Raw genomic sequence first — 26965 nt, 5'->3', positions numbered from 1 at the left:
GGACCACCCTCCGGGAGCAGCCCTGGAAGGTGGTCAGGCGATTTTCAGGGCCCGGCCGCAGTACCCGACCCGCTGGGACCCGGTGAATATGAACTGGAACTGATCGCTCACCCGTCCCGTGAGCAGCAGCCTGAGGAAGGCCCAAGTGAAAATCCTGGGCCGTACGCCCCGCACCACCTCGATGGTGAGGTGGTGTCGGGCACACATGTCCCTGAGCTCTGCTGGTTTCAGGAACAGGTCGTAGACATGCATGTGCTTGGGGGTGTTCCTGACGAACCATTCGACGCCCTTGATGGCGATGAGCCAGCTGATGGGGGTTCGATTGAACGTATGGAAGTAGAAAAAACCGCCAGGTCTGAGGACTCTGGAGGCTTCCCGTATGACGGCATCCCGTTCCACCAGATGCTCGAGGAAATCCATCATGCAGACCACGTCGAAACGCCCATCAGGAAGGGACAGCACACGCGCATCCATCGCGCGATAGATCACCGAGCGAGTCGCGTCGTGCCGATGGGCCACCGCCAGGCTTTCGCGGGAGAGATCAATTCCAGTGACCGCGTGACCGGCTTCTGCCAGGGCATTGGCGAGAAACCCGGCCCCGCAGCCTACATCCAGGATGGCCTGGGGCGGATCGCCAAAATGCGCCCGGATTTCCGACAGTACCCAGGATGTTCTGAGCCGGGATTCCGATCTCAGCAACGCGACCGGGTCATCGGTGGCCGTGTACCACCTTTCACCCAGCTCATCGTAAAGGGCGTTGTTGATGGTGGGCTCCGCCCCTTCTGGCTGCTTGCGGGTCGACCAGTAGACGACCTGGAATGCCAGGAATCCGGACACGGCGAAGCACTGGAACAGGAGCATCCCTCTTGCCGCAGTCAGAGGCGGGGTTGGAATTCCTGCCAATGGCGTGGCCTTCGAGCTGATCCAAAGCAGGGCCGTGGCCATCAGGACCAGGGGATGCAGAATGAACAGGACGGCATGTACCCAGTGCTCTCCCCCCGTGCATAGGCGTTGGTGGATGAACTCATCCTTGGTGATCAGGAGGCAGGAGATTACTGCCAGCACCCCGAAGAGACTGATGTTCGGTCCAGTAGGGGGGAGCAAGAGCGGGCAGGCAAGGCAGGCCAGAAACACCGAGGTGTCCAGGGCGTGCCCCATCCATTCGCCGCGGGGCAGGGTTCTCCGGTGATGGAACCAGAACTCGTCCACCCCCATGGCGAGGCCTTGGAGGCCAAAAGGCAGGAACCAGAGCAGGGAATCGTTCACCCGTGTTTCCGAAGAAGGGCGCCCGAGATGGTCAGGCCGGGCCCGAAGGCAAGGGAGACGATCATCGTGCCGGGTGGGACCGATACATCCTCCAGGATGGCCTTCCAGACATGGGGCAGCGTCGCGGAGGACATGTTCCCGAACGCACCCAGGATGGCATTGCTGGCCTGGACCTGCTCCGGGCGCAGACCGAGGTGCTCCGCGATTTCATCAATGATCCGGGGGCCGCCGGGATGGATGGCGAAGAGGGCTGTTTCGCACAGCTGGGCCGTGGTCAAGCCGGCGTTGGCGCCCAGGCGGTCCAGGAACGCTCCCAGGCCGGCGCGGATGTGGTCCGGGACCTTGCGGGAAAGGGTCATCAGCATTCCGAAGTCGGAGACCATCCAGCTCATGGCATCTTCCGTGTTCGGCACGATCTCCTCGCGGGTGGCGAGCAGTTCCAGTCCGTTTGAAACGGAAGCCCCATCTCCCATCCGCGAGGCGGAGTACTTGATCACGCCGTCCGCGAAGAGGGTCTGCACCACCAGGTGTTCGGGGAGGTGCTGGGTCGGATCCATGTGCAGGGTGCACAGCTCGGTGTGGACGAGATCCACCCTGGCCTTGCCCCTTTCCACGAATCCCGCGGCCATGCGGACGGCCGGCAGCGAGGCGTAGCAGCCCATGTGGTAGGCGTGGATCACCTCGGTGGCACGCCTCCAGTCCCGCTTGGCCACCAGCCGCTGGGCTCCGCTGGGTGAGACATACCCGGTGCAGGTGACATGGATGAGCACTGGCGGTGGGTCTGCCTCCTCGGCGTAGAACCGGTCGAAGGCGAGGCCGCTGACTTCCCGGAAGAACCGGCTCCGCTCGCCGCAGGGCTTGCCCGACGGATATTCCTTGAGCTGGAAGATCCGCATTCGGTCCCAGTCCGTATGGGTGAAGTCCTCCAGGGCGGAGTTCCGGAAATGGATCCGATCCGTACTGCACCCGAACCGCAGCACCAGCTTTCGGTACTTCCGGGTGATGATCTCCCGCGCTTCGTCCGTGACCGGTTTCTGGAGGGTTATTTCCGCCTGGGCGTGGGCCGCGGCGATCCATTCCAGGATCGAGTCCTGCCCGGAGTGGTACTTGGGCGGCTGGCTCTGGAAGGTGTGCAAGAGAAGCGGAGCGTAACTCATCCGCGGGTTTAAGCATTTTATGAACCAAACACTAATTTATTTAATTACAGTGATTAGTGTTACATGTGTGAATAATCACACGCACAGTCTAAATCAACATGAATCAACGACTCCTTCAAATTGAAGGCGGGTTCTTCCTTCAAGAAGCGATCCGAAGGGGCTGGAAATGCGGAGGTATGCCGTTTGCTCCTCACAACTTGACGGCGCAACCGCGTTCCATGCCCTATATTTCTTCAGAGGGGTGGATCGGGACATGAACCGGCGAACCAGCCAAAGCGCCTGGAACTACAACCGCGAAGCCGGAACCGAGCGGCGTGCGTTGCGGTCGGGTGGCGATCGACGCCGGCACCGTCGTGCTTTCCGTCTGTTCTTCATCCCGTTCGGCCTGCTGGTGCACAAGTTGCGCACGCGCAGCCTCACCTTCTAAATCAGCCAGGCTTTGGTTCGGCCGCGCTTCCCAGCGGAAGGTCCTGGAACTGTCCAGGTAACTGCTTGGCGGGCTGCGTAAATCCTTCCGCTTCGAGCAGGGGTTTCATGGCACTGATCTGGTCGGGATTGCTTACAGGAAGGGAGGCTATCCCTTCACCACCCCATCCAGGTACACCCAGCGGCCATGCTCCCGTTCGAACGTGCTGGTCTCGATGTGGAGGGTGCGGCGGCCATTCGTCTGGAGGCTAGCGTGGAAGGTGACCACCCCAGTGTCATCGCCCTTGCCACCCTTTTCCTTGCTGATGATTTTGAGGCCCACACAGCTGACAGACTTGCAGTAGGTGGCGAGCTCGTCCCGGTTCTCCTCGGCGCGCTTGGCTTCGGAGCGGGTGGAAATCAGGTAATCGACCTTACCGAGGGCGTAGGCGGAGAACCGGGAGCGCATGAGCTGTTCGGCGGTTTCGGGCTGGGCCGTACCCGCATGGTAGGGGCCACAGCAGCGGTCGTAGGGCTTCTTGGAAGTGCAGGGGCAGGGGCGGGACATGGATCCTCTCCGGAGGCTGTCAGCGGGTTTCGATGCCGGTGGCGATGGTGACCTGGACCTTCTGCTGCACTTTGATGGCACCCAGACTCAGCGTGGCAGTGTAGGTGCCGGGGCGCACGAACTTGTCAGGGCCCAGGCCGCCATACTCGGTGAGCAGGGTTTTGGTCGGGCGCAGGTTCCAGGCCACCCGGCCCATGCCCGGTGTGCGCGGCAGAGGGAAGGTGGCCACAGGCTGACCTTCGGCGTTGGTGATGGACAGCGTGGGAGCTTCCTCGCCCAGATCACGGATCCAGTAGGTAAGCAGTGCGCCTTCTGGCGGGTTCTCGCCACGGTAGATCCCCTTGCCGCCGGACTCTTCCCAGCCCGGCAGCAAATAGGCACCTTGCGCGGGACGCACGGGGAAGAGTTCCAGCGGCTTGGCGGCAACCTCGGCGGTGAGGGCTTCCAGCGGGGCGACATCATCCAGCACATACAAGCTGCGGCCATGGGTGGCGATGACGAGATCATGCTCCCGGGGGTGGACCTGGAGATCGTCCACGGCCACGGCTGGCAAGCCGCCCAGCTTCACCCAGGTGGCGCCCCGGTTGAGGCTTGCGAACAGGCCCGCCTCGGTACCCGCATAGAGCAGGTCGGGATTCACCGGATCCTCCCGAACCACTTTCACGGGAATGTCCGGAGGCAGATCGGCCGCGAGGCTCTGCCAGGTGTGGCCGCCATCGGCCGTGCGGTAGACCAGGGGCGCGTAGAGGCCGGCCCGATGGGCATCCACGGCGAGGTAGGCCACCTTGGGGTCCCGGCCTCCGGGCTCAATGCGGCTCACCCACTGGCCCCGGGCGGGGGCGGGTACGAACGCGCTGAGATCAGTCCAATGGCTCCCGTCGTCTTCGGTGACCCACAGCTTGCCGTCATCCGTGCCAGCCCAAAGGAGACCCGCCTTCACGGGCGATTCAGCCAGGGTGTACACCACGCCGTAGGTCTCCGCGCCGCTGCCCGTGGCGGTGGTTTTCTGGGCATCCTGGGTGGAAAGATCGGGGCTGATGACTTTCCAGTTCTCCCCGCGATCTGTCAGTCGAAACACCCGATTACCGGCCAGGTACAGGGCGCCCTTATCGTGGCGGCTGCCGAAAAGCGGTGCATTCCAGTTGAAGCGGAAGGCGGGTTGGCCCTCGGCGGGGTTCGGTCGCAGCGCCTTGAGCTCACCGGTGCGGAGGTTGAAGCGGTGCAGCATGCCCTCCTGGCTTTCCGCGTAGATCAGGTCGCGGTCCTTGGGGTCGAAGGCGCAGGAGAAGCCGTCGCCGCCGCCGATGTTGATCCAATCGGAGTTGAGGATCCCCTCCTTGGACCGCGTGCGGCTGGGGCCCACCCAGTTGAGGTTGTCCTGGAGGCCTCCAGCGATGCGGTACGGCACGCTGTCATCGAGGGTGATGCGATAGAACTGACCCGCGGGGATGCTGTCCAAGTGAAGCCAGGCCTGGCCAGCCTCGTAGCTCTGGTACACACCACCATCCGTGCCCAGCAGCAGCCGTGACGTCACTGGAGGCAGCGCCGGTTCGCCGGGCGCGGGTGGTTCCGCTTGCGGGGGGTCGGCCTTGGGGAAGGTCAGGGCATGGCAGTCCGAGTGGACCTTGCCGAAGAGGTCCTCCCGGAAGCTGCGGCCACCATTGTCGGAGACATGCAGCATGTAGCCGGCCACGTAGACCCGCTGCGGATTCACCGGATCGATGCGGAGCTGACTGAAGTAGAAGGGGCGGGGATCCAGCGCGTTCATGCGGCTCCAGCTGTCCCCACCGTCCTCGGAGCGGAACACGCCGCCGGCGCGGCTCAGGAGGTCGTCAATGCCGACGGTGCCGCCCTGGTCGCTCTGGATCACCGCCATCACGATCTTGGGATTGCTGCGGGAGACATCCAGCCCGATGCGGCCGGTGAGCGTCGGCAGGCCCTTCTCCAGTTTGTGCCAGGTGGCCCCGCCGTCGGCGCTCCGATAGATGCCGCCGACATCCTGGCCCTCTGAGGCGGCCGTGCCGTAGCTGAAGGACCAGGGCGTGCGTCGTCGGGCGTAGAGGGTGGCGTAGAGCGTGTTCGGGGCCGAGGGATCCAGGACCACGTCCCCGCAGCCCACCCGCGTGTCCAGGCCGCCGGGAGCCTTCAGAACGGCCTTCCAGGTCTTTCCGCCATCCGTCGTTTTGAAGAGGCCCCGTTCACCGCCGGGGTTCCATAGGTCCCCCATGACCGCCACCCAGGCCGTGGCGGGGGCCTCGGGGTGCACGACGATGCGCGGGATGGCCTTGCTGCCTTCCAGACCCGCACGCGCCCAGGTGGCGCCGCCGTCCGTGGAGCGGTAGACGCCGTTGCCCCAGCCGGAGCTGTTGCGGTCGTTGGCCTCGCCAGTACCCACCCAGATCACCTTCGGATCAGAAGGGGCCACGGCCAGGGCGCCGATGGACTGAACCGGTTGCTTGTCGAAGAGGGGGGAGAAGGTGGCTCCCGCGTTCGCCGTCTTCCACACCCCGCCCGTGGCGAGACCCACGTAGAAAGTGTCGGGATTCCTCGGATCCACGGCGATATCAGAGACCCGACCGCCCATGATGGCGGGACCGATGCTGCGGGCCTTCAGCGCAGCGAGCCGGGCCGCATCGACGGTCGGGCCCTGGGCTTTCGGCGCGGGGGCAGGGGCCTTGGTCTTCGCGCCGGCGCTCAGCGAGGTGCAGAGCAGGAGGGCGGACAGCAGGCGCGGAAGGTGGATGACCATGGCTACCTCAAGGGGGGATCCGACAGCTTACCGCAGGTAATGAGGTATCCACCCATCCGCGCCGGCTGTCATCCCTTCATGGGAATGTGCAGCCCGATGGCCTCGGCATGTTCGCGAGCACTTTCGTAGCCGGCATCGGCATGGCGGAAGACGCCTATGGCGGGATCGTTCCAGAGCACGCGGGCGATGCAGCGGTCGGCGCGTTCGGTGCCGTCGGCCACGATGACCACGCCACTGTGCTGGCTGTAGCCCATGCCCACCCCGCCGCCGTGGTGGAAGCTCACCCACGAGGCGCCGCCGCCCACGGCGGTCATGGCGTTGAGCAGGGGCCAGTCGCTGACGGCGTCAGAGCCGTCCTTCATGGCCTCGGTCTCACGGTTGGGGCTGGCTACGCTGCCACTGTCAAGGTGGTCGCGGCCGATGACGATGGGGGCTTTCACCTTGCCGGTCCGGACCAGCTCGTTGAACTTCAAGCCGGCCAGGTGGCGCTCTCCGGCGCCGATCCAGCAGATGCGGGCGGGCAGGCCCTGGAAGGCGATCTTCTCCTTGGCGGCCTTGAGCCAGCGGATCATGCCTTCGTTTTCAGGAAACAGCTCCATCATGGCGGCGTCCGTGACGGCGATGTCCTCGGGGTCGCCGGAGAGCGCGACCCAGCGGAAGGGGCCAATGCCCTTGCAGAAAAGGGGCCGGATGAAGGCGGGCACGAACCCAGGAAACGCGAACGCATTCTCGAAGCCTGCTCGCTTGGCCTGGGCGCGGATGTTGTTGCCGTAGTCGAAGGTGACAGAACCCCGGCGCTGGAACTCGACCATGGCTTCGACGTGGATCCGCATGGAGGCGAGGGCCCGCTCCACGTAGGCTTCGGGCTGCTCCTTGCGCAGGATAGCGGCTTGTTCCAGTGAGAGCCCGGCGGGAATGTAGCCGTTGTATTCGTCGTGGGCGCTGGTCTGGTCGGTGACCAGGTTGGGCTGGAACCCTCGCTTGAGGATCTCGGGCAGGATCTCCGCCGCATTGCCCAGCAAGCCAATGCTGCGGGCCTCATGGGCGTCCACATACTGCTGGACCAGGGCCATGGCCGTGTCCAGGTTGTCGGTCCACTCATCCAGGTAGCGGGTATCCAGGCGCTTCTGGATGCGGGTGCGGTCCACCTCGACACAGAGGGCCACGCCGCCGTTCATGGTGATGGACAAAGGCTGGGCACCGCCCATGCCGCCCAGGCCCGCCGTGAGGGTCCAGGTGCCGGCGAGGGTGCCGTCGAAGTGCTGACGGGCGGCCTCGGCGAAGGTCTCGTAGGTGCCCTGCACGATGCCCTGGCTGCCGATGTAGATCCAGCTGCCGGCGGTCATCTGGCCGTACATCATCAGGCCCTTCTGATCGAGCTCGCGGAAGTGCTCCCAGGTGGCCCATTTCGGCACCAAGTTGGAGTTGGCGATGAGCACGCGGGGCGCGTCGGGGTGAGTCTTCACCACGCCCACAGGCTTACCGCTCTGCACCAGCAGCGTCTCGTCATCGGCCAGATGCTTCAACTCCTTCACGATGGCGTGGAAGCAGTCCCAGTTCCGGGCTGCTTTGCCCAGCCCGCCGTACACGACCAGATCCTCGGGCCGCTCGGCCACCTCGGGATCCAGGTTGTTCATGAGCATGCGCAGGGCTGCTTCCTGCACCCAGCCTTTGCAGTGTAGATGGGTGCCGCGGGGGGCGGTGACGATGGGAGCTTCAGAGGCGGTGGTCATGGGGGACTCCGACGGGGCCCCTAGTCTCCCACGGCCTGCACGAGACGGCGATCAAGAGCCTTTGAGGGCCACGATGGCCCGTTCCAGCTCGGCCCTCATGACAGTCGGATTTTCAGCCTGGTGGATGCTGCCATGGCCGGGCAGCACCCAGGAAAAGTCGAAGCCGAGCAGCCTTTCCAAACTGTCAAGCTGCTGCTTCCAGGAATGCCAGTTGTAGGTTCGGGACGCGGACAGGCGCCCCTGGTCCGGGTTCCACCAGAGGTGGTCCCCCGTGAAAAGGAAATCGCGGTACAGCAGGCAGACACTCCCCGCCGTGTGGCCCGGCGTGGGGATCAGCAGCAGATCGTCGGCCAGATGGATGGGGTCGTCGCCATCTACCAGGTGTTCCAGGCCGGCGAAGCCGTCCGCCCGATGCATGATGCGCTCGCAGTCGAAGCGTGAATGGTAGACGGCGTGATCCGCCACGTCGTCCCGGTGGCTGAGAATCATCATCGCGACTCCGCCCAGGGCCTCCAGATTCTTCATGAGCGGTTCGGCGGCTCGGGGGGAATCCATGAGCACGTTGCCCCCAGTCCGACGGATCAGGTAGCTCCAGGCGCCGAAGCTCTTCTCGCTGGTGTAGCCGCAGAAGTAGACGTCTTCCGCCACGGGATGGGGGAAGGCCTTGGTGGCGGCGGGAACGTCGGTCCTGTCATCGGTGCCGATGGAACTCACGGGGCAGGCCACCAGGGCCATGGAGGCCCGCAACCTCGATACGGGGTCGCCAGGCTGGGCATGGACCTGGGCGTGGTTGCCGCCATCGACGAAGGTCTCCGGCGCGAACTGGTAGCAGGTGCCACAGTCGATGCAGGTGCGGTCCACGAAGAAGGGACCGGGAGCATTGTCGGGATAGGCATCCTTCCGGTGAGCCATGGGGCCTCCGTTTCTTGGATGCTTCAGCGATTCACCATGTGCATCGCCGCCTCAGGATAGCGAGTGCCTGCCGCGGCTCCTGGCGGGAAGAGGCCGGTCAGCTCCTGGAGTTCGCCAGGGCAGAGAACATGCTCCAGGGCCCCCAAATTCTCGTCCAGCCGGTCGCGGCGCTTGGTGCCGGGGATGGGCACGATATCCCCGCCCTGGCCAAGGACCCAGGCCAGGGCGAGCTGGGCGGGGGTGCAGCCGCGGGCGGCGGCCATGTCCTGGAGGCGCGCCACCAGGTCCAGGTTCTTCTGGAAGTTGTCGCCCTGGAAGCGGGGCGAGTTCCGGCGGTAGTCACCGGACTCGAAGTCCTCGAACTTCTGGATCTGGCCCGTGAGGAAGCCTCGGCCCAGGGGGCTGTAGGGCACGAAGCCCACGCCCAGTTCCCGGCATGTCTGCAACAGACCTTCTTCGGGATCGCGGGTCCAAAGCGAGTATTCGGACTGGACGGCGCTGATGGGGTGGATCTTGAAGGCCCGGCGCAAGGTCGCCGGACCGGCTTCGGAGAGGCCCAGGAAGCGCACCTTGCCGGCTTTGACCAGCTCGGCCATGGCGCCCACGGTCTCTTCGATCGGCACCTCTGGATCCACGCGGTGCTGGTAGTAGAGGTCGATGGTGGCCACGCCCAGCCGCTTCAGACTGGCGTCGCAGGCGCTGCGGACATAGTCAGGCCGCCCGCAGACACCGCGCACCGAGGGATCGTTGGGGTCACGCATGATGCCGAACTTGGTGGCGATCACCACGCGGTTCCGCACGCCCGCCAAGGCCTTGCCGACCAGGATTTCGTTGAGGTGGGGGCCGTACATGTCAGCGGTGTCGAAGAAGGTGATGCCGCAGTCCACGGCGTGGAGGAGGGTGGCCGTGGATTCGGCATCATCCCGGTGGCCGTAGAAGTCCGACATGCCCATGCAGCCAAGGCCGAGTGCCGAAACGGTGAGCCCCTGGGTTCCGAGCGTGCGGGTCAGCATGGAGACCTCCTGGGGCTCAGGATGAGCAGCGGAAAAGATTTACCACCAAGACACCAAGGCACCAAGAAAAGCAAAAACAGGGCCTTTGCAGTTCTTGGTGTCTTGGTGGTGAAAGCATTTTTCCTTTGTCTCAAGCAAGTGTCGGCATTCAGCGGTGGTCGACAACGTCCTTGGCTTCGAAGCGCACCTTGGGGGCGCTGGCGTACTTGTCGTCTGCCGCGCGGTAGCCCAGGGGACAGGCACTGATGGTGGTGTAACCGGTGCCTTTGAGGCCCAGGATCTCGTCGTACTTGGCGGGTTCGATGCCTTCGAAGGGGCAGGCATCCACGCCGAGCAGGGCGGCGGAGGTCATGAGGTTGCCCAGGGCGATGTAGGTCTGCCGAGCGGCCCATTCATGGATGATGGCGTGGCGTGGGCCGTTCACCAGGTCGCCTACCATGTAGCCCTTGTAACCCGCCAGACTCTCCACCGTGGCACCGCGCACCTCGGCGATGCGCTCGATGAAGCGGTCTACATCGACCTCGGTGATGTCCTGCTTGGCCGTGAGGACCACCAGATGGCTGCAATCCTCCACCTGGGACTGGTTCCAGGAGGCGGGGCGCAGCTTGGCCTTGAGGGCGGGATCAGTGACGACGATGAACCTCCAGGGCTGCAGACCGTAGCTGGAAGGCGTGAGGATCAGGGCCTCCTCGATCACGGCCCAGTCGGCGGCGGAGATCTTCTTCGAGGGATCGAACTTCTTGGTGGCATAGCGCCAGTTGAGTTGCTGGAGCAGGCTTTCGCCGGAGATGGTGCTCATGGGTGCCTCAGATTTGGAATGGAGATGTGGTCAAATGGCTTGCTGGAGACGGGTCCGCAGCTGGTCGATGGGCAGGGATCCCACGATGCGATCCAATGGCTGGCCATCTTTGAAGATCACCAGGGTGGGCATGCTGAGGACGTCGTACTGTTCGGAGAGTGGGGTGAAATCGTCCACGTTCAACTTGGCGAAGCCGATCTTCCCCTTGAATTCCGCGGCCAAGGTTTCAGTGATGGGGGCCAGTTCACGGCAGGGCGCGCACCAGGGCGCCCAGAAATCCACCACGGTGTAGCCATGGGCGACGGCCTCGGTGAAGGTCTGGTCGGTCAGGTGCTGGATGAGGTCGGACATTCGGGGACTCCTACGTAAGTCTTCCAGATTAACGGATCTGGAAGGCTTCGCGGTCATGACATTTTCCCGGGGTTCAGGCGCCCTTGGCCCAGCGGGTGGCGGCGGAGGCGATGCGCTGGCCCAGGAACTCGGCGCTCTTGCGATCGGCCAGATTGGGTTCGACGTCGGGAGCCACCTGGCCGGCCTGGGCCATGAGGCCCGTGAAGCTGCCAAGGCGGTTGATACCCTCCTCGTTGCCAGGCATTTCGGCATTCCCGATCCAGACCATGCCGTGCTGCATGGCGAAGATCATCAGGGACTGGAGGGTGTTCAGCTTGTCGCCGCTGGGGCTGCCACTGATGGTGAAGCCGGCGGCCAGCTTGTCCTTCCACTTCCGTTCAACCCAGGGCTTGGAGCTGGCGTCCATGAAGGTCTTGAAGGGGCCGCTGACGTTGCCCATGTAGGTGGGGCTGCCAAAGACGATGGCATCCGCGGCTTCGAGATCCGCCCAGTGGGCGTCGATGGTCTCGACCGGAATGAGCAGAACCTTCGCGCCAGGGATGGTTTCGGCGCCAGCCTTCACACTCTCCGCCACCACCTTGGTGTGGCCATAGCCGCTGTGGAACACGATGGCGATTCGGGTCATCCTTGTCTCCTTTTCGGGCACTTGCATTCACTTGGCCCGTGATCCAAACTTTAGATGCTTACGATCGAAAAGAAAGTAGGCACCATTTTGGAAGGTAGGCACCCAATGGTTCGCAAAGCATGCACCCTTGCTCCCAACGTCCTCAGCGCCCAGTGTCCGACTCGCCAGGCCCTGGATCTCATCGCCGACAAATGGACCACCCTGCTGATCTACTTGCTGTCGAAGGGTAAGCAGCGGTACGGCGATCTCCACCGGCAGGTGGGCGGCATCAGCCAGAAGATGCTCACCCAGACGCTGCGCAAGCTGGAGCGGGACGGTTTGGTCACGCGCCACGTCTACCCCGAGGTGCCACCCCGCACGGAGTACGAGCTGACCAAGCTCGGCCACACACTCATCGGGCCGCTGGGAGCCCTGTGTGAGTGGGCAGGCACGCACCTTTCGGAACTGGAACAGGCCCGCAAGCGCTATGACCATCTGCAGAAAAAGCCCAGCCTCAGCGCTTGAACCGTTCGAGATCGGTGGGCACGTCCAGGTCTGCTTCGCCACCTGGAAAGGGCAGCGTGGCGGTGGCTTCACGCACGAGGATCGCCTTGGCGCCGCGATCGCCGCTCAAGGCAAGCAGGTCCGGGAAGAGGCGTCGCGGCAGGATGGCCGGGATGCCCAGGGTGTCCGCATAAGCGCAGGCGGCGGGGCGCTCCGGATCACGGGCGGCCAGTGCCAGCAAGTTTCTGAGCAGCACGGTATCCGCAGCGGGCTGGTCCACTGTCAGGATCAGTGCCGCGCGCACTTCCGGGAGAAGGACGGTGATGCCCCGGCGGATGGAACTGGCCATGCCTTCGCTGGCCTCGGAGTTGACTACCGTTTGGACCTTCATACCCTCGAGGCCCGGATCCCAGGCTCCGATCACAGCCACCACGGGGTCGCAGCCCGCCTCAAGGGCCGCCCTGACTGTGCGGCGCAGCAGGGTCTCCCCGTCGATGCGCAAAAGCGCCTTGGTCCCGCCCATGCGCCGGCCTTCTCCCGCAGCCAGGATCACCGCCGCGATCACGGGGCTGACACGGGGGTGCGCGTGCTGCGGAGGGAGCCGCCCTCCCGGCCTTGGAAGGTGGCCTGGATTTCCGCCAGCACCGCCAGGGCGATGGTCTCGGGGTCCTCCGCACCCAGGTCCAGACCCACGGGGCTGTGCAGACGCTCCCCGCAGGAGAGCCCTTCCGCGGCGAGCTCCTCGCGGATCTTCGCGCTGCGGGCGCGGCTGCCCATGAGGCCGAGGTAGCCGACTCCGGAGACCGCCAGCGCGCGCAGGGCCTCCAGGTCCTTCAGGTAGTTGTGGGTCATGAGGACCACGGCACTGCGTGCGTCTAGTCCCAGTTCGGGGACGCGCTGAGCCGGATGGCCCGACAGGACCTCGTCCGCCTCGGGGAAGCGCTCCGGGCGCGCGAAGGCGGGCCGGTGGTCCAGCAGACCCACGGTCCAGCCCAGCTCCTTGGCCATGCGCACCATGGGCCGGCTGTCATCGCTGGCGCCCAGGATCCAGAGGGCAATGGGTGGATTGAGCGTTTCGACAAAGCCCGAGGCCGCCAGGTCCGGCTGAAGGTGGATACGGCGCACCCCCAAGTGATCGGGGTCGAGATCCGTGTGGATGGTGAGGGGCGTCCGGGAAGTCCTGGCCTGGTCGATCCAGGCCAGCCATTCGGGCGGCGCGGCGGGATCCAGGCGCTCCACCAGGATGTCCAACAGCCCCTCGCAGCCACTGCCGCTGCCCCAGACCAGGTCCGCATCGCCCCGAAGGTCGTAGCGGAGCAGGCGAGGCTGGCCGTCGCCCAGTACGTCCCGGGCCCGGGCCATGACTTCGCCTTCGAGACAGCCGCCGCTGAGGGAGCCGCGCAGCACCTCCTGCCCGTCCGTGAGCAGCCGGGAGCCGGGTCGGCGGTAGCTGGAGCCTTCAACGCGGACCAGCGTGGCCAGGGCCGCGGGCGTTCCACGGCCCCGGACGAGTGCCAGGATGTCCTGGAGTTCTTTGTTCATGAGGGGATTATGCCCTGCCGGGACAGTGATCAGGCCTTGCGCAGCTTCGGGGGGAGCAGCGGCAGGCTGCGCAGACGCTTGCCGGTGGCTGCGAACACCGCGTTGGCCACGGCCGGCGCCAGGGGCGGCAGGCCCGGCTCGCCCACGCCGCCCGGCGGCAGCTCGCTGGGCACGATATGGACCTCCACCTTGGGCATGGACGGGAGCAGCAGGATCGGATGATCTGAGAAGCTGTCGGCGGTTACGCGGCCGTCCTTGAGGGTGATCTCGTCGTAGAGGGCCGCGCTGAGGCCGAAGGCGATGCCGCCTTCCATCTGGGCCTTCACATTGCCCGGGTTCAGCACCAGGCCGCAGTCCACGGCGCAGACCACGCGATGGACACGGATTCCGCCGTCCGCCTTGGCTTCCACCTCCGCCACCTGGGCCACATAGGTGCCGCAGTCCAGGTAGGCGTGGGCCGCGATGCCGTGACCCCAGCCCTTGGGTAGCTTGCGGGTGCGCCACCCAGCCTTGGCCGCGGCCAGCTCCAGTACGGCGCGGTAGCGGGCCGGATCAAACTCGTGCTGGCCCAGCTTCAGGGGCGCCTTCGGGAGGTGCGCCAGGCGGAAGGCCAGGGGATCCTTCCCAGCCGCGTGGGCCAGCTCATCCAGGAAACATTCCGTGACGAAGGGATTGAAGCTGGCGGGCACGGCGCGCCAGAACCAGATGGGCACCGGTGTGTCGCTCTGGCCCCACTCCACGTGCAGGTTCGGGATGTCGTAGGCCAGGTCGGCGGCGCCTGCCAGCTCGGTGGCCTCCGGCGGCCAGGGGAAGTGGTTCGAGGCGGCAATGGAAGGCCCCACGAACCGGTGCCTCCAAGCCACAGGGCGGCTCTGGGCGTCCAGGCCCGCCTCCAGCTCGTGCAGGGTGGCGGGGCGGTAGCCGTCGTGCTGGAAATCGTCGGGGCGCGTCCACTGCACCTTCACGGGGGCGCCGACGGCCTTGGAGCAGGCCACCGCGTCCGCGATGAAGTCGGCCATGGCCCGGCGGCCGAAGCCGCCGCCCGCCAGCATGACCTGGATCTCGATCTGGTCGGCCTTCAGGCCGGTGATCTGCTCGACGGCGGGCAGGGCCATGCCGGGGGCCTGGGTGGGCGCCCAGATCATGCAGCGGCCGGGCTTCACGTCGGCCACGGCCACCATGGGCTCCATGGTCGCGTGGGCCAGGAACGGCGCGTCGTAGGTGGCCTTGATGCGCTTGGCGGCCTTCGGCAGGGCCAGGGCCGCGTCGCCTACCTGGCGCACCACCTTGCCGGGGGTCTTGAGCCGTTCCTCGTACTGCTTTCGGATGGAGGCGTTGTCCAGCTTGGCGGTCGGCCCCTCGTCCCACTGGACCTTCAGGGCCTCGCGGCCTGTGAAGGCGGCCCAGGTATCCTCCGCGAAGACGGCCACGCCGCTGGGCACCTCCAGCACCTGCTTCACCCCGGGCACCTTCAACGTGGCGGAGGCGTCGAAGGACTTCACCTTCCCGCCGAACACCGGGCAGCGCTCGATGCTGGCCACGAGCATGCCGGGCAGGTGGAGGTCCGTGGTGAACTGGGCCCTGCCGGCCACGATGTCGGGGCCGTCCAGGCGCCGGGCATCCTTGCCGAGGACCCGGAAGTCCTTGGGCGCCTTCAGCGGCGGCTCCGCCGGCGGCGTGAGCTTGCCGGCCCGGGCGACCAGGTCGCCATAGGGCAGGCTCCGCTTCGTGGGCAGGTGCTGGATGCGGCCGTCCCGGGCGAGGCATTCGGATTTGGGGACGCCCCAGGTGTCCGCGGCGGCCTGGAGGAGCATCTCCCGCGCCTGGGCGCCCACCTTCCGCAGAGCCAGGGTGGTGGAGAGCGTGGTCTGGCTTCCGCCGGTGACGCCGAGATCGCCGAATCTCGGCGCGGTGGAGGCCTGGAGGATCTTCACGCGGGACCAGTCCGCCTCCAGCTCTTCCGCGATGGCCATGGCCATGCTGGTGCGGACGCCCTGGCCCATCTCGGTGCGCGTGGCCCAGATGGTGACGGCGCCGTCCGGGTCGATGCGCAGCATGCCGCTGGGCTGGAAGGCGGGTTCCGGCGCCTGGGCCGCCGCGCCCTTCAGCCGCACGGGCAGGGCGAAGGTCAGCGTCAGGGCGCCGGTGGTTTTGAGGAAGTCACGGCGGGTGGTGCTCATGGGGCCACCTCCTTCCGCTGGCCCGCGGCCCGGTGGATGGCTTCGCGGATCCGCAGGTACGTGCCGCAGCGGCAGACGTTCTCGCCCATGGCCTGGTCGATGTCCCGGTCCGTGGGCTTGGGATGCTTGGCCAGCAGGGCCGCGGCGGTCATGATCTGGCCGGTCTGGCAGTAGCCGCATTGGGCGACGTCCACCTCGATCCAGGCCCTCTGCAGGGGATGGGCGCCGTGGAGGTCCAGGCCCTCGATGGTGGTGATGCGCTTCGCGCCGACGTCGCTCACCGGCGTCACGCAGGACCGCACGGGCTCGCCGCCCAGGTGGACGGTGCAGGCGCCGCAAAGGCCCTGTCCGCAGCCGAACTTGGTGCCCGTGAGCTTGAGACGGTCCCGGAGCACCCACAGCAGGGGCATGTCCGGGGATGCTTCGACGGTATGGGATTGGCCGTTGATCGAGAGGGTGTACTCCGCCATGGGCACCTCCATCTGGGATGGCGGCCCCCATGCTACGCCTGTTTGTTGGCGAAGGTGCGATGTGAAAAACTAGATCAATCCATCCTCAATAGGAACTTTCCGGATCCGCTTCCCAGTGGCGGCGAAGACCGCGTTCAGGACGGCCGGAATGGCCACCGGCACCGGAGGTTCGCCCATGCCCGAGGGGGCTTCGGCGCTGGGGATCACGTGGGTCTCGACGAGGGGCATGTCCCCAAGGCGCAGCACGGGGAAGTCGTGGTAGCCCGTCTGCACGGTGCGGCCCTTCTCCCACGTGATCTGGGAGAACAACGCAGAGAGGCCGAAGGCGATGCCGCCCTCCACCTGGGCCTCCAGGCCCGCGGGGTTCACCGCCAGGCCGCAGTCCACGGCGCAGGTGACCTTGTGGACCTTGAGCCGGCCCTTCACCACGGAGACCTCCGCTACCTCGGCGGCGTAGGTGCGCCCGTCATAGGCGTGGCAGGCGAGGCCGAGACCGTGTCCCACGGGCAGCTTGCGGCCCCAGCCGGCCTTCTCCGCCGCCACTTCCAACACCCTCTTCAGTCGCCGGATGTCGGCCGCGTCCCGGCCGAACTTGACGATGCCGCGATCGCCCAGCAGGTCCAGGCGGAACGTGAGGGGATCCTTGCCCAGGGCATGGGCCACCTCGTCGAGGAAGCATTCCCGGGCAAAGACGTTGGGCACGATCTGGATGCCGCGCCACCAGCCCAGGGGCGTGGGCGCCTCCACCTCGGCGAAGTCCACGGCGATGGCGGGGATGGCGTAGGGGATGTCGTAGGCACCGTTGGCTTCCGTGGTGGCTTGGGAGGGCGCCTTCTGGCCCCCCAGCCAAGACCTCAGCACCGCAGGGCCAGCGATGCGGTGGGTCCAGGCCGCCAGGGCTCCCGCACCATCGATCCCCGCGCGCAGGTGGTGGAGCGTCGCGGGATGGTGGAGGTCGTGGCGGATGTCGTCCTCCCGGTCCCAGACCACCTGCACCGGACCGCCGCCGACGGCCTTCGCTACCTGGGCGGCCTCGGTGCTGAAATCCGTCCCGAGGCGGCGCCCGAAGCCGCCGCCGATAAGGGGCACATTCACCTTCAGCTGCTCGGCCTTCAAGCCCATGGCCGTGGCGGCCCGCTCCTGGGCCCGGTTCCCAGACTGGCTGCCCACCCACATCTCGGCGGTGTCCGCGCCCACGTGGGTCGTGGCGTTCATGGGCTCCACGGTTACGTGGGCCTGGTAGGGGAAGCTGTACTCCGCTTCCAGCATTTTTGTGGCCGCGGCCAGGGCCTTGGCAGGATCGCCTTCGCGGCGGGCGTCGTCAGCGGGGCCGGTGAGGGCGGCGCGTGCCTTCGCTTCGAGCGCGGCGGAACTGAATTCCTTCGCGGCCCCTTCGTCCCAGGTGGCTGTGGCGGCCAGGGCGTCTCGGCCCTTGAAGGCGGCCCAGGTGCTGTCCGCGGCGACGGCGAGGCCCGTGGGCACCTTCACCACGGCCGTCACACCGCGCACGGTCTTGGCCTTGGCGTCGTCCCAGGTCTTTGGCTGTCCGCCGGGCACGGGGCAGCGCAGCACGGCGGCAAAGCGCTGGCCGGGGCGGCGCACGTCCAGACCGAACACGGCCTTGCCGGTGACGATGGCGGGGCCGTCGATGCGGGGCGTCCGCTTGCCGACCAGGCGGTAGTCCGCGGCCTTCTTCAGTGGCGCGTCCTTCGGCACGGGCAGCCTCGCCGCAGCTTCCGCCAAGGCGCCGTAGCCCAGCTTCTTCCTGTCTGGGCCCAGCACGAAGCCATTCTCCGTGCGGCACTGACCTACGGGCACCTTCCACTGGGCCGCCGCCGCGGCCTTGAGCATCTCCCGGGCCGCGGCGCCGGCCTTGCGCAGGGTGTCCCAGGTGGTGCTCACGCTGGTGCTGCCGCCCGTGTTCATGGCCTTGAACTCCGGCCCCGGGTGGGCGGTGACGACTTCGACCTTCGACCAGTCGAGGTCCAGTTCCTCGGCCACCACCAGGGGCAGGGCGGTGCGCACGCCCTGCCCCATCTCGACCTTGGGCACGGTGATCTGGGCGGTGCCATCGGGGCGGATGGCAAGGAAGGCGTTGGGCTGGAAGGCGGCCTTGACTGTCTCGCCAAGCCGGGGCTTGGCCTCCAGGCGCAGGCCCAGCACGAGCCCCGCGCCGGCGGCGCCGGTCACCTTCAGGAAGTCACGGCGGCTGGTCACTTCACACCTCCGGCGGCGCGCTTCACGGCTTTGCGGATGCGGGGATAGCTGCCGCAGCGGCAGATGTGGTCGGCGAAGGCCTCGTCAATGTCATGGTCCGTGGGGTGGGCCTTGCGCTTCAGCAGGGCCGCGGCGCTCATGATCATGCCCGGTTGGCAGTAGCCGCATTGCGCCACGTCCTCAGCGATCCAGGCCTTCTGCACGGGATGGGAACCGTCTTTCGACAGGCCCTCCACGGTAAGGACCGCGTGTTCGGCGGCCTCCTTCAGGCTCGTCTGGCAGGACCGCACAGCTCGGCCGTCGAGGTGGACGGTGCAGGCGCCGCAGATGCCCTGGCCGCAGCCGAACTTGGTGCCGGTGAGGCCGAGGGTGTCCCGGAGGACCCAGAGAAGGGGCGTGTCGGCATCGGCGTCGATGGTGCGGCCGCGGCCGTTCACCGTGAGCTGGTAGGCGGGCATGGCAGCTCCCTCAAATATCGTGTGGCGAGGCTTCCACCCTACGCCGCTGGAGGCCTGGCCGCAACGGTGGGCCCGCCCACTGGCGCACGGGGGGTGGCGTGACGCTATGCTGGGGGATCCCCCCGGAGATTTCGATGCGACCCCTGATCGCCGCCATCCTGTCCTTTGCCGCCATGGCCCTGAGCGCCGGCCCCAAGCCCCAGGTGAAGCTCACCACGTCCATGGGCGTGATCGTGATGGAGCTGGAGCCGCAAGCGGCGCCCCGGACAGTGGAGAACTTCCTGAAGTACGTGAAGAAGGGCCAGTACAACGGCACCATCTTCCACCGGGTTATCCCCGGCTTCATGATCCAGGGTGGCGGCTACGTGGACTACCTTGGGAAGAAGCGCACGGATGCTTCCATCCCCAACGAGGCCGATCGCGCCCTGGCGGCGGGCCTGAGGAACAAGCGCGGTACCGTGGCCATGGCGCGGACCCCGGATCCCCACAGCGCCGCAGCGGAGTTCTTCATCAACGTGGTGGACAATCCCTCGTTGGACTTCAAGAGCAAGGCCAACGACAAGACCTGGGGCTACTGCGTGTTCGGCCGGGTCATCAAGGGCATGGACGTGGTCGACCGCATCAAGGCGGTGAAGACCAGCAACAAACGCAGCGACTTCCTGAACCTGCCGGTGAAGCCCGTGCTCATCAAGGAAGCGGTGCAGATCCAATGACAGCCACGGCCTCTGCCGGCGCCCCCAGCTTCCGCAGGCTGCGTTCGAGCCGGCGTCGGTAGCGGGGCCACAGGTCTGTGCCCGCGGGCACGAAACCGGCCCGATCCCAATCAAGGACCAGGGCGCCGTCATCGGGCGGCAGCAAAATATTGGTGGCGTTTAGGTCGGGGGACCACAGTCCCCACTCGCAAAGCGAGGTGACCACGCGTCGGATGACTTCCGCACGCTCGGCGCTCAGATCCCAACGACGCGGCCAGGCTTCGCCCTCAGCCAGGCGCGTAAACAGCACGCCCTCCACGCCAAGGCCAATAGGACGCCACGCGTAGCCGAGGGGCTCGACGGTGGGGAAGCCCGCCTCCCAGAGGCCGCGATGGACGGCGTGTTCCGCCGCGAAGCGCAAGTGGGTGCGGTAGGTCCGTTCGTTCAGGTGACGCAGCAAGCCGCCGCGACGATAAGGGCGCATCACCACGTCGCCAGTACGGAGAATGCCGCCGCGACCATAGGCACCTTCCAGGGGAATCGCCTCCCCGTCGATGACCTGGCCGCCGGGTGTGCAGACGCGCCAGCCGCCGCCAAGGCCAGGCAATTCAAGGTTCACGCGGCAGCCCAAAGGTCGCAGCGGCCTGCCGGGCTGGTACGGCCATGAGGCGGGTAGGGGAGGTACGATGTAAGGGTCGTGGATCATGTGAATTCCAGCTTGGCGGGTTCAGTGGCGGAAGGCAAAGGCTCTCTCGCCGACGCGACTGGAACAAGCCCAACGACACCTGTCAACCACCCATTCATGGTGGGAACCTGCCACCAAAAATCAGCACGGACCCAAGTGGCTTGAGCTGGAAGGAATTCTCCCGGATTGCACACCCGCTTCCCACAAAGGATGTGGAAATCCCACCTCGATCTCTCAGTAAAGCGACAATTTTTTTCTCGATTTCTGCACGCCGCCGTGGAGGTGATTCTTCCGCGCAAAGGGGCGAGCCTCACTATCCTGAAACCGTGACCGCATCTACCCATCACTCCTCGATTCCAGCTGAGGCTCTGGCCCGCCAGGCTCGATTGGCCGCGCTCCTGGCCGCCATGGTTCAAAGCTCCCCGAGCCGCGAACCCGCTTCTCTTCAGGCACTTCGCCGTTCTCTTCAGGGGAACCCAACCGATCCAGGCACGCTCATCCAATCGCTGTCCGATGAGGATGTGCTCGAGGAAGGCGCTTGCCTGATCCGTGCCGAACGCCGGAGCGATGGATCTGATAGCGTGAAGCAGATAGCTACGCTGCTGGCGCCGCTTGCTGCAAGGGCAAGAGAACGGCGTGAGGCGGGTTGGCGGTTGGACAGCCGACGCGCCACCGTGCGCGTGGGCTATGCGAAGGACGGTGTGGCCTTGGACTTCGACGAAGGTGAGGTGCATGCGATTTTTCTGCACGCTTTCCACCTCGAAGGATTCCGGTTGGCATTGGATTTCGGCAAGCGACCTCGGCCCTCACTTCGTCTGGAACTGCCGTTACCCGCTGGTGCCGGAGGTCTTTCCGAATGGGCCGAGGCCGTGTTCCGGGTGGAACCGCTCGAGGCGCCAGACATGTCGGTGAACCGGCTGAATGCCCGGCTTCCGGAAGGCCTGCGAGTCCATCGCTGGGAGTCCCATGCATCCTACGCCTCGCCTCTCAGCGACTTGGTGGAGGCCTCCCACTGGCGGTGGCACTGCCCGGTCAACCAAGCGGATGGGGCCAGGCTTCGTTCCGCAGCTTTTCTATCTGCGGCGGAATGGCTGTGGGAGAAGGGAGGTCGAGTCGAGGGCCGCAAACAGGTCAAGCAATTGAATCTGCGGCCCCTGGTCACGGACCTGCGGTGGGTGGGCGATACCCTCTTCAGCACCACCCGCACGGGCAGCTCCGAGGCCGGCAACCCCCTGAAGCTCCACGCGGCCATCCTGGGGCTCGAACCAGTCGCCCTGCACGGCCTCCTGCGCCTCTCCCTGGATCTGAAGCCCGATCCACGCCTGGCCCAGGCGGAACGCTTCGAGCCCAAGCTCAAGAACATGTACGAAGACGCGGTGCTCCTCGGCGGCGGCTCAAACATCACCTTGGTGGACGATGAGGATGATGAACCCCTGCGCCTAGGTTGAACCGGCTTCCTTGCTGATGGCCAGCAGCATGCCAAGGCAGACCAGGCTGGCGATGAGGCTGTTGGGACCAAAGGAGATGAAGGGCAGAGGAATGCCCTTGTTGGGTGCCAGCGACAGCACCACGCTCATGTTCATCATGGCCTGCACCACCAACAGCAGAACGAAGCCCATGGCGCAGAGCTTGAGGAAGGTATCGTTCACTCGCCGGGCGATGCGATAGCCCCGCCAGAGGATCGCGATGAAGAGGGCCAGGATCGCGACAGTCCCGATGAGACCAGCCTCCTCCGCGATCACGGCGTAGATGAAATCCGTGTGTGCCTCGGGAAGGAAGAAGAGCTTCTGCTTCCCGCCGCCCAGGCCGACGCCCATGAATCCGCCGTTGCCCACGGCCACCAGGCTCTGAAGAGCCTGGTGGCCCTTGCCGAGGGGATCGGCCGCAGGGTTCAAGAAGCTCGTCACGCGAGCCAGCCGATAAGGCGAGAGCACCACAAAGGCGGTGCCGAGGGCGCCGAGCACGGGGATCGCGATGGCGAAGATCCACTTGGGCGCACCGCCGAGGAACACCACCATCAGGGTGACGAAGACGATGAGGAAAGAGGTCCCGAAATCAGGCTCGCGCAGGATGAGGGCCAGAGGGATCGATAGGAGACCGGCCAGCCCCAGCAGCTTGGGCAGGGCATCGCGATGGCTGGACCAGGCTTCGCGGTGGCGCACCATCCATCTCGCGGCAATGAGGACGGACAGGGGCTTGAAGAGCTCCGAAGGCTGGAGGCTCATGGCTCCCATGCGAAGCCAGCGGTGGGCACCGTTGACCTTGGGCCCGAACAAGAGCACCACCACCAGAAGCAGGACCAGGATCCCGTAGGTGATCTGGAGTGGGCGTGCGTGGTCCTGGAGGGGGGCCAGATCCACTTGGGAGAGGGCCAGCATGCATGCAATGCCAATCGCGCCCCCCAGGAGCTGCCGGGTCAGGAAGGCTGTGGCAGCCGCGTGGTTCTGGGAGGCTTTGATGGCGGAGGCAGAGTAGATCCACACCATGCCAACAGCGACCAGGGCCAGCGCGAAGAGCACCAGCCAGCGGTCGACAGGGCGGCGGACATCGGGGGCCATGTCAGGCCAAATCCAAATCACCACGGGCCGCGGATTCTAGCTCGTGCAGGGCCTGGTCGACCCAGGCGGTCTCCCGCGCTTCCACCATGAGGCGGAGCTTGGGTTCTGTGCCAGACCAGCGGACCACCTGGCGGACCCCCTTTCCCCAGCGAGCGTCGATGGTGGCCATGGCGGACACCAGATCCGGACAGGCTTCCACGGCCCGCCGATCCCTTGCGACCACGTTCACCAGGCGCTGTGGCCAGGGGCGGAAGGTCCAGGCCCAGCGTCGCTCGGCCGGCCGGTGCAGGAGGGCCTGCAGGACCCCCAGCGCGGCGGCCATGCCATCGCCACTGGGCCCGATCCGCTTCTGGATGAGATGGCCCGAAGCCTCGGCAGCCAGATCCCACCCGCGCTTGGCCATTTCCCGCAGCAGGAACTTGTCACCCACAGGGGTGCGGACGAAGGGGATGCCGGCCTCGGCCAGGGCCTGGGCCAGGCCGCCATTGGTCATCACAGTGCCCACCACACCCGGGGGGACGTCGCCACTGGCTTGGCGGTCCTGGGCGAGCAGCCACACCATCTGGTCGCCATCCACCAGATCGCCCTGGGCGTCCACCAGCAGGCAGCGGTCGCCGTCTCCGTCGAAGGCGATGCCCAGCTGGGCGCCCCGGGCCACGACGGCCGCAGACAGGGCGTTGAGATGTGTGGAGCCCACGCCCACATTGATGGATGGGCCGTCGGCGGGTACGCCGATCCAATGGATGGCGTCGCCGCGGAACAGTTCCTGGGCCGCCTCCGCAGTGGCCCCATGGGCGCAATCGATGACCACGCCGAAGTTCCGGGGCAGGGTGATGCCGCCCAAGTGGCTCAGGTAAGGGCCGAGGTCCAATTGTTCCGGCGGAAGCGAGATGGTGGTCGGCTCGGGAAGGGTCTCAAAGGCGGCCTCGATGGCCTGTTCCTGGTCTTCCTCCAGCTTCTCGCCCAGCTCATTGAAGCCCTTGAGGCCGTTGTCCTCAGGCGGGTTGTGGCTGGCGGAGATCATGAGACCCCAGGTCTTGGGTCCCTCCACGCTCAGGCGAGCCACAGTCCAGGCCACCGCAGGGGTTGGGACCATGCCGAGGACCAGCACCTTCAAGCCCATGCCAAGGCCCAGGATGAAGGCTTCGGACAGGGGGCCAGAACTGGACCGCGGATCCCAGCCCACCACCAACCGCTTCACGCCGGCCGCCCGGGCCACCTGGGCCCAGGCGGCGCCCCAGCGGGAGACCTCCTCCAGGGTGAGGGGGGAGCGCAAGGCGACCCCACGGATGCCATCGGTTCCGAAGTAGCGAAGACTCATGCCGCCAGATTAACCGATGCGGCCGCGGATGCTTAGAGGACGGCGTGCGTCCGGAAGACCCGGTAGCCCCAGATCATGGCTTCGGCGTGGGCCGTGGCCGTGAGGGTGTCCCTCTGGTCCGGGGCGAGGCCTGGCGTGCCGGCCCGGAGGGCAAGGAGCCGCTTGCGGGAGATGCCGATGCAGAAGCGGTCCACAGGCCAGGGAAGGGCCGCTGGCAGCTGGGGCAGGGCATTCCAGAGCGCGAGATCCTCCCTGAAGGTGGTGCCGAAGCCAAAGCCGGGGTCCAACAGCACGCGATTAGCGGCGATTCCGGCCCCCTGTAGCCGGTCCCGGACAGCACGGAGTTCGGTGATGGCTGAAGTCGCATCTTTCGGGGTGGGATCATCGTAGGGGGGCATGAGGAAACCCTCGCCGTGACGGCGGCTACGCATGGCGATGACCCCGCAGGTGGAACCCACGGCCAATTCGAGCATGGCGGGATCGGCGCAACCATCGACATCGTTGATCACCGAGGCGCCGGCCGCGAGGCCTTTCACGGCCACGCTGGGGTGGCGGGTGTCCAGGCTTAGCGGGATGTGCGGCAGGGTCTTTTTCAGAGCTGCCAAGACGGGTTCGAGGCGACCCCATTCCGTGGCGGCATCGACCACCACTGAGCCCGGCCGGGTGCTTTCCGCGCCAAGGTCCAGCATGCGCGCCCCGGCTGCCACGAGGCGCTGGGCCTGGTCTAGGGCGGCTGTGGGATCCACGTACCGGCCGCCATCGCTGAAGGAATCTGGCGTCAGATTCAGGATGCCCAGCAAAAGGGGACCGCCCTCAAGGAGCGGTCCCCAATCGAAGGGCAGTTCGGTCACGCGGGTTTCAGGGCCGGATTCAAGCCGGAATCCGTGGAGGGGCCTTCCACCGTCGCAGGCGCGGTGGGTGCGCTGCCGGGCTTGGGGGGGGGCAGCGTGCCGCCCTTCATCAGGATGTCAATATCGTTGCCGTCGAGGGTTTCACGCACCAGCAAGGCTTCGGCGATGGACACCAACTGGTCGCGGTGAGCCTCGATGGCAGCCTTGGCCCGACGGTAGTTGCGCAGGACGAACTCCTGCACCTCAACATCAATGAGGCGGGCGGTGTCCTCAGAGATTTCGCGATGCTGCGCGAAGTCGCGGCCGAGGAAGACCTCCTGCTGGCCGCCACCGCCGAAGTTCAGGGGGCCCAGCTTGTCGCTCATGCCGTATTCCGTGACCATCGACCGGGCCATGGTGGTGGCCTGCTGGATGTCATTGGCCGCGCCGGTGCTGAGCTGGTTGAAGAAGATCTCTTCCGCGATGCGGCCGCCCATGGCGATGGCGATGCGGCTCTCCATGTAGTCACGGGTGGTGTTGTAGCGGTCTGTTTCAGGCAACTGCCAAGTGACGCCCAGGGCACGGCCTCGGGGGATGATCGTCACCTTGTGGAGGGGGTCACTGTCCGGCACCACGGCAGCAACAACCGTGTGACCGGCCTCATGGTAGGCAGTGATGCGTTTGTCCGCCTCGGTCATGACGAGGCTGCGGCGCTCAGCACCCATGTAGACCTTATCCTTGGCGTTCTCGAAGTCGGCCATCTCGACCCACTTCTTGCTGCCTCGGGCCGCAGTAAGGGCGGCCTCATTGCAGAGGTTGGCCAGATCCGCGCCGGCGAAACCGGGCGTGCCACGGGCGATGACTTCCAGGTCCACATCGGGGCTGAGGGGGATCTTGTCGGTCGTGTGGACCTTCAGGATCTCGAAACGACCCTTCACATCGGGGCGGTCCACCACCACGCGCCGGTCGAAGCGGCCGGGGCGGAGCAGGGCGGGATCGAGGACATCGGGACGGTTGGTTGCGGCAATGAGGATGACGCCCTCGTTGCCCTCGAAGCCGTCCATCTCGACCAGGAGCTGATTCAGGGTCTGTTCCCGCTCGTCATGGCCGCCGCCCAGACCGGCGCCGCGATGGCGGCCCACGGCATCAATTTCATCGATAAACACGATGCAGGGCGCGCTCTTTTTGGCCTGCTCGAAGAGGTCACGCACGCGGCTGGCGCCCACGCCCACGAACATCTCCACGAAATCGGAGCCGGAGATGGAGAAGAACTGCACCTTGGCCTCGCCGGCGATGGCACGGGCCAGCAGGGTCTTGCCGGTCCCCGGAGGGCCCATGAGCAGCACGCCCTTGGGGATCTTGCCGCCGAGCTTCACGAACTTGGCGGGATCCTTCAGGAACTCCACGATCTCCTTCAATTCCTCCTTGGCCTCGTCGCAGCCGGCTACATCGGAGAAGGTGACGCGCTTGACGCTGCTGGACAGCCCCTTGGCACGGGCCTTGCCGAAGCTGAGGGCCTTGTTGCCGCCCATCTGGGCCTGGCGCATGAAGACGAACCAGAGCACCACGAACACCAGCAAGGGCGCCCAGAACATCAGCACATAGGCGAAGTTGTTCTCGCTGGGCTTGGCGGCCTTGAACTCGTCGAGTTGGCCCTCGGTCTTCCAGCTGAGGATGACCTTACCCAGGTCCTGCATGGGCGGGGCCACGGTGCGGAACTTCTCGATGACCTCGCCGGTCTTGGCGTTCTTCTCAGGCTGCTTGTAGGTGCCTTCGACATCGAAACCGGACAGTGTCACGGATTTATATTTACCCCCCACGCCCTCGGTGTAGAAGGTCGAGAAGGGGACCTCAATCTGGCGGCTGTTCTGGGGGATCTGGCGGAAGGCCAGCACCAAGAGGACGATGATGCCCAGCCAGACCAGCACACTTTTCATCATGGAATTCAAAG

Annotated in this window: 25 protein-coding genes; 4 read left to right on the top strand and 21 right to left on the bottom strand. The window is 66.1% G+C overall.

Features of this window, described 5'->3' with window-relative positions:
- Window positions 1-33: 33 nt before the first annotated feature.
- Together ubiG and NOV74_RS03375 are read right to left on the bottom strand one after the other, a co-directional pair.
- The gene (gene ubiG, locus NOV74_RS03380) at window positions 34-1266 is read right to left on the bottom strand and encodes a bifunctional 2-polyprenyl-6-hydroxyphenol methylase/3-demethylubiquinol 3-O-methyltransferase UbiG (protein ID WP_257309258.1); all 1233 of its coding nucleotides are present in this window, start codon (window positions 1264-1266) and stop codon (window positions 34-36) included.
- Window positions 1263-2423 carry a 3-oxoacyl-[acyl-carrier-protein] synthase III C-terminal domain-containing protein gene (locus NOV74_RS03375; protein ID WP_257309256.1) on the bottom strand — a complete coding sequence of 387 codons (1161 nt, stop codon included), beginning with the start codon at window positions 2421-2423 and terminating at the stop codon, window positions 1263-1265. Before NOV74_RS03375 ends, ubiG begins: the two co-directional genes overlap by 4 nt.
- Window positions 2424-2676: 253 nt before the next feature.
- Between NOV74_RS03375 and NOV74_RS03370 the strand changes: the two genes are divergently transcribed.
- Window positions 2677-2850, top strand: a complete 174-nt coding sequence (locus NOV74_RS03370) for a hypothetical protein (RefSeq protein WP_257309254.1) — start codon at window positions 2677-2679, stop codon at window positions 2848-2850.
- A 147-nt stretch (window positions 2851-2997) separates the two neighbouring features.
- On the opposite strand, the gene NOV74_RS03365 is transcribed toward NOV74_RS03370, so the two are convergent.
- The 8 genes from NOV74_RS03365 to NOV74_RS03330 form a co-directional block, all read right to left on the bottom strand.
- Window positions 2998-3396: a YchJ family protein gene (locus NOV74_RS03365; RefSeq protein WP_257309252.1), complete on the bottom strand. Its 399-nt coding sequence runs from the start codon at window positions 3394-3396 to the stop codon at window positions 2998-3000.
- A gap of 19 nt (window positions 3397-3415) precedes the next feature.
- Window positions 3416-6145, bottom strand: coding sequence for a WD40/YVTN/BNR-like repeat-containing protein (locus NOV74_RS03360; protein ID WP_257309251.1), 2730 nt, complete (start codon window positions 6143-6145; stop codon window positions 3416-3418).
- Between the two features lie 68 nt (window positions 6146-6213).
- Window positions 6214-7878 carry a urocanate hydratase gene (gene hutU / locus NOV74_RS03355; protein WP_257309250.1) on the bottom strand — a complete coding sequence of 555 codons (1665 nt, stop codon included), beginning with the start codon at window positions 7876-7878 and terminating at the stop codon, window positions 6214-6216.
- Between the two features lie 51 nt (window positions 7879-7929).
- The gene (locus NOV74_RS03350) at window positions 7930-8790 is read right to left on the bottom strand and encodes an MBL fold metallo-hydrolase (RefSeq protein WP_257309248.1); all 861 of its coding nucleotides are present in this window, start codon (window positions 8788-8790) and stop codon (window positions 7930-7932) included.
- Between the two features lie 23 nt (window positions 8791-8813).
- Window positions 8814-9803, bottom strand: a complete 990-nt coding sequence (locus NOV74_RS03345; RefSeq protein ID WP_257309246.1) for an aldo/keto reductase — start codon at window positions 9801-9803, stop codon at window positions 8814-8816.
- Between the two features lie 148 nt (window positions 9804-9951).
- A complete protein-coding gene (locus NOV74_RS03340; protein WP_257309245.1) occupies window positions 9952-10602 on the bottom strand; it encodes an NAD(P)H-dependent oxidoreductase in 651 nt (216 codons plus the stop codon).
- A 30-nt stretch (window positions 10603-10632) separates the two neighbouring features.
- Window positions 10633-10953, bottom strand: a complete 321-nt coding sequence (trxA, locus tag NOV74_RS03335; protein ID WP_257309244.1) for a thioredoxin — start codon at window positions 10951-10953, stop codon at window positions 10633-10635.
- 73 nt (window positions 10954-11026) lie between these two features.
- A complete protein-coding gene (locus NOV74_RS03330; RefSeq protein ID WP_257309242.1) occupies window positions 11027-11578 on the bottom strand; it encodes a flavodoxin family protein in 552 nt (183 codons plus the stop codon).
- Between the two features lie 105 nt (window positions 11579-11683).
- Here NOV74_RS03330 and NOV74_RS03325 point away from each other — a divergent pair, with 105 nt between their 5' ends.
- Window positions 11684-12082: a winged helix-turn-helix transcriptional regulator gene (locus tag NOV74_RS03325; RefSeq protein WP_257309241.1), complete on the top strand. Its 399-nt coding sequence runs from the start codon at window positions 11684-11686 to the stop codon at window positions 12080-12082.
- On the opposite strand, the gene NOV74_RS03320 is transcribed toward NOV74_RS03325, so the two are convergent.
- The 6 genes from NOV74_RS03320 to NOV74_RS03295 all read right to left on the bottom strand — a co-directional run bounded on the left by NOV74_RS03320 (window position 12072) and on the right by NOV74_RS03295 (window position 18928).
- The gene (locus NOV74_RS03320) at window positions 12072-12614 is read right to left on the bottom strand and encodes a nucleotidyltransferase family protein (protein ID WP_257310554.1); all 543 of its coding nucleotides are present in this window, start codon (window positions 12612-12614) and stop codon (window positions 12072-12074) included. The two genes, NOV74_RS03325 and NOV74_RS03320, sit on opposite strands and share 11 nt — an antisense overlap.
- A gap of 8 nt (window positions 12615-12622) precedes the next feature.
- Complete coding sequence (locus tag NOV74_RS03315) at window positions 12623-13603, bottom strand: XdhC family protein (protein WP_257309239.1); 981 nt, start codon at window positions 13601-13603, stop codon at window positions 12623-12625.
- A 29-nt stretch (window positions 13604-13632) separates the two neighbouring features.
- Window positions 13633-15783 (bottom strand): xanthine dehydrogenase family protein molybdopterin-binding subunit, encoded by a 2151-nt coding sequence (locus NOV74_RS03310; RefSeq protein ID WP_257309237.1) that lies wholly within the window; start codon window positions 15781-15783, stop codon window positions 13633-13635.
- Window positions 15780-16253 (bottom strand): (2Fe-2S)-binding protein, encoded by a 474-nt coding sequence (locus NOV74_RS03305; RefSeq protein ID WP_243286059.1) that lies wholly within the window; start codon window positions 16251-16253, stop codon window positions 15780-15782. The genes NOV74_RS03310 and NOV74_RS03305 overlap by 4 nt, the downstream gene beginning before the upstream one ends.
- 69 nt (window positions 16254-16322) lie before the next feature.
- A complete protein-coding gene (locus NOV74_RS03300; RefSeq protein ID WP_257309234.1) occupies window positions 16323-18470 on the bottom strand; it encodes a xanthine dehydrogenase family protein molybdopterin-binding subunit in 2148 nt (715 codons plus the stop codon).
- Window positions 18467-18928 (bottom strand): (2Fe-2S)-binding protein, encoded by a 462-nt coding sequence (locus NOV74_RS03295; protein ID WP_257309232.1) that lies wholly within the window; start codon window positions 18926-18928, stop codon window positions 18467-18469. Before NOV74_RS03295 ends, NOV74_RS03300 begins: the two co-directional genes overlap by 4 nt.
- 134 nt (window positions 18929-19062) lie before the next feature.
- On the opposite strand from NOV74_RS03295, the gene NOV74_RS03290 reads away from it, so the two are divergent.
- Window positions 19063-19641, top strand: a complete 579-nt coding sequence (locus NOV74_RS03290; RefSeq protein WP_306672270.1) for a peptidylprolyl isomerase — start codon at window positions 19063-19065, stop codon at window positions 19639-19641.
- Here NOV74_RS03290 and NOV74_RS03285 read toward each other — a convergent pair.
- A complete protein-coding gene (locus NOV74_RS03285; RefSeq protein ID WP_257309230.1) occupies window positions 19616-20326 on the bottom strand; it encodes a lipopolysaccharide kinase InaA family protein in 711 nt (236 codons plus the stop codon). The two genes, NOV74_RS03290 and NOV74_RS03285, sit on opposite strands and share 26 nt — an antisense overlap.
- Before the next feature lie 632 nt (window positions 20327-20958).
- On the opposite strand from NOV74_RS03285, the gene NOV74_RS03280 reads away from it, so the two are divergent.
- Complete coding sequence (locus tag NOV74_RS03280) at window positions 20959-21753, top strand: DUF2344 domain-containing protein (protein ID WP_257309229.1); 795 nt, start codon at window positions 20959-20961, stop codon at window positions 21751-21753.
- Here NOV74_RS03280 and ftsW read toward each other — a convergent pair.
- The 4 genes from ftsW to ftsH are packed head-to-tail and all read right to left on the bottom strand — an operon-like array spanning window position 21745 to window position 26951.
- The gene (ftsW, locus tag NOV74_RS03275; protein ID WP_257309227.1) at window positions 21745-22863 is read right to left on the bottom strand and encodes a putative lipid II flippase FtsW; all 1119 of its coding nucleotides are present in this window, start codon (window positions 22861-22863) and stop codon (window positions 21745-21747) included. The genes NOV74_RS03280 and ftsW overlap by 9 nt on opposite strands.
- Before the next feature lies 1 nt (window position 22864).
- A complete protein-coding gene (locus NOV74_RS03270; RefSeq protein ID WP_257309225.1) occupies window positions 22865-24184 on the bottom strand; it encodes a phosphohexomutase domain-containing protein in 1320 nt (439 codons plus the stop codon).
- Between the two features lie 32 nt (window positions 24185-24216).
- Window positions 24217-25035 carry a dihydropteroate synthase gene (folP, locus tag NOV74_RS03265; RefSeq protein ID WP_257309223.1) on the bottom strand — a complete coding sequence of 273 codons (819 nt, stop codon included), beginning with the start codon at window positions 25033-25035 and terminating at the stop codon, window positions 24217-24219.
- A complete protein-coding gene (ftsH, locus tag NOV74_RS03260; protein WP_257309221.1) occupies window positions 25032-26951 on the bottom strand; it encodes an ATP-dependent zinc metalloprotease FtsH in 1920 nt (639 codons plus the stop codon). The genes folP and ftsH overlap by 4 nt, the downstream gene beginning before the upstream one ends.
- Window positions 26952-26965: the final 14 nt, after the last annotated feature.

This window comes from Geothrix fuzhouensis, from assembly GCF_024609325.1.
Lineage (GTDB): Bacteria > Acidobacteriota > Holophagae > Holophagales > Holophagaceae > Geothrix > Geothrix fuzhouensis.
Note: the sequence above shows the minus strand (reverse complement) of the source record. Positions and strands in the feature narration are given on the sequence as shown.

Coding starts and splice junctions, on each gene's coding strand:
- NOV74_RS03340 (WP_257309245.1), bottom strand. CDS start 10,602: ATGAGCACCATCTCCGGCGAAAGCCTGCTCCAGCAACTCAACTGGCGC.
- NOV74_RS03315 (WP_257309239.1), bottom strand. CDS start 13,603: ATGAACAAAGAACTCCAGGACATCCTGGCACTCGTCCGGGGCCGTGGA.
- NOV74_RS03310 (WP_257309237.1), bottom strand. CDS start 15,783: ATGAGCACCACCCGCCGTGACTTCCTCAAAACCACCGGCGCCCTGACG.
- NOV74_RS03360 (WP_257309251.1), bottom strand. CDS start 6,145: ATGGTCATCCACCTTCCGCGCCTGCTGTCCGCCCTCCTGCTCTGCACC.
- NOV74_RS03365 (WP_257309252.1), bottom strand. CDS start 3,396: ATGTCCCGCCCCTGCCCCTGCACTTCCAAGAAGCCCTACGACCGCTGC.
- ftsW (WP_257309227.1), bottom strand. CDS start 22,863: ATGGCCCCCGATGTCCGCCGCCCTGTCGACCGCTGGCTGGTGCTCTTC.
- ftsH (WP_257309221.1), bottom strand. CDS start 26,951: ATGAAAAGTGTGCTGGTCTGGCTGGGCATCATCGTCCTCTTGGTGCTG.
- NOV74_RS03350 (WP_257309248.1), bottom strand. CDS start 8,790: ATGGCTCACCGGAAGGATGCCTATCCCGACAATGCTCCCGGTCCCTTC.
- NOV74_RS03370 (WP_257309254.1), top strand. CDS start 2,677: ATGAACCGGCGAACCAGCCAAAGCGCCTGGAACTACAACCGCGAAGCC.
- NOV74_RS03345 (WP_257309246.1), bottom strand. CDS start 9,803: ATGCTGACCCGCACGCTCGGAACCCAGGGGCTCACCGTTTCGGCACTC.
- NOV74_RS03325 (WP_257309241.1), top strand. CDS start 11,684: ATGGTTCGCAAAGCATGCACCCTTGCTCCCAACGTCCTCAGCGCCCAG.
- NOV74_RS03290 (WP_306672270.1), top strand. CDS start 19,063: ATGCGACCCCTGATCGCCGCCATCCTGTCCTTTGCCGCCATGGCCCTG.
- trxA (WP_257309244.1), bottom strand. CDS start 10,953: ATGTCCGACCTCATCCAGCACCTGACCGACCAGACCTTCACCGAGGCC.
- NOV74_RS03305 (WP_243286059.1), bottom strand. CDS start 16,253: ATGGCGGAGTACACCCTCTCGATCAACGGCCAATCCCATACCGTCGAA.
- NOV74_RS03295 (WP_257309232.1), bottom strand. CDS start 18,928: ATGCCCGCCTACCAGCTCACGGTGAACGGCCGCGGCCGCACCATCGAC.
- hutU (WP_257309250.1), bottom strand. CDS start 7,878: ATGACCACCGCCTCTGAAGCTCCCATCGTCACCGCCCCCCGCGGCACC.
- NOV74_RS03375 (WP_257309256.1), bottom strand. CDS start 2,423: ATGAGTTACGCTCCGCTTCTCTTGCACACCTTCCAGAGCCAGCCGCCC.
- NOV74_RS03285 (WP_257309230.1), bottom strand. CDS start 20,326: ATGATCCACGACCCTTACATCGTACCTCCCCTACCCGCCTCATGGCCG.
- NOV74_RS03330 (WP_257309242.1), bottom strand. CDS start 11,578: ATGACCCGAATCGCCATCGTGTTCCACAGCGGCTATGGCCACACCAAG.
- NOV74_RS03270 (WP_257309225.1), bottom strand. CDS start 24,184: ATGAGTCTTCGCTACTTCGGAACCGATGGCATCCGTGGGGTCGCCTTG.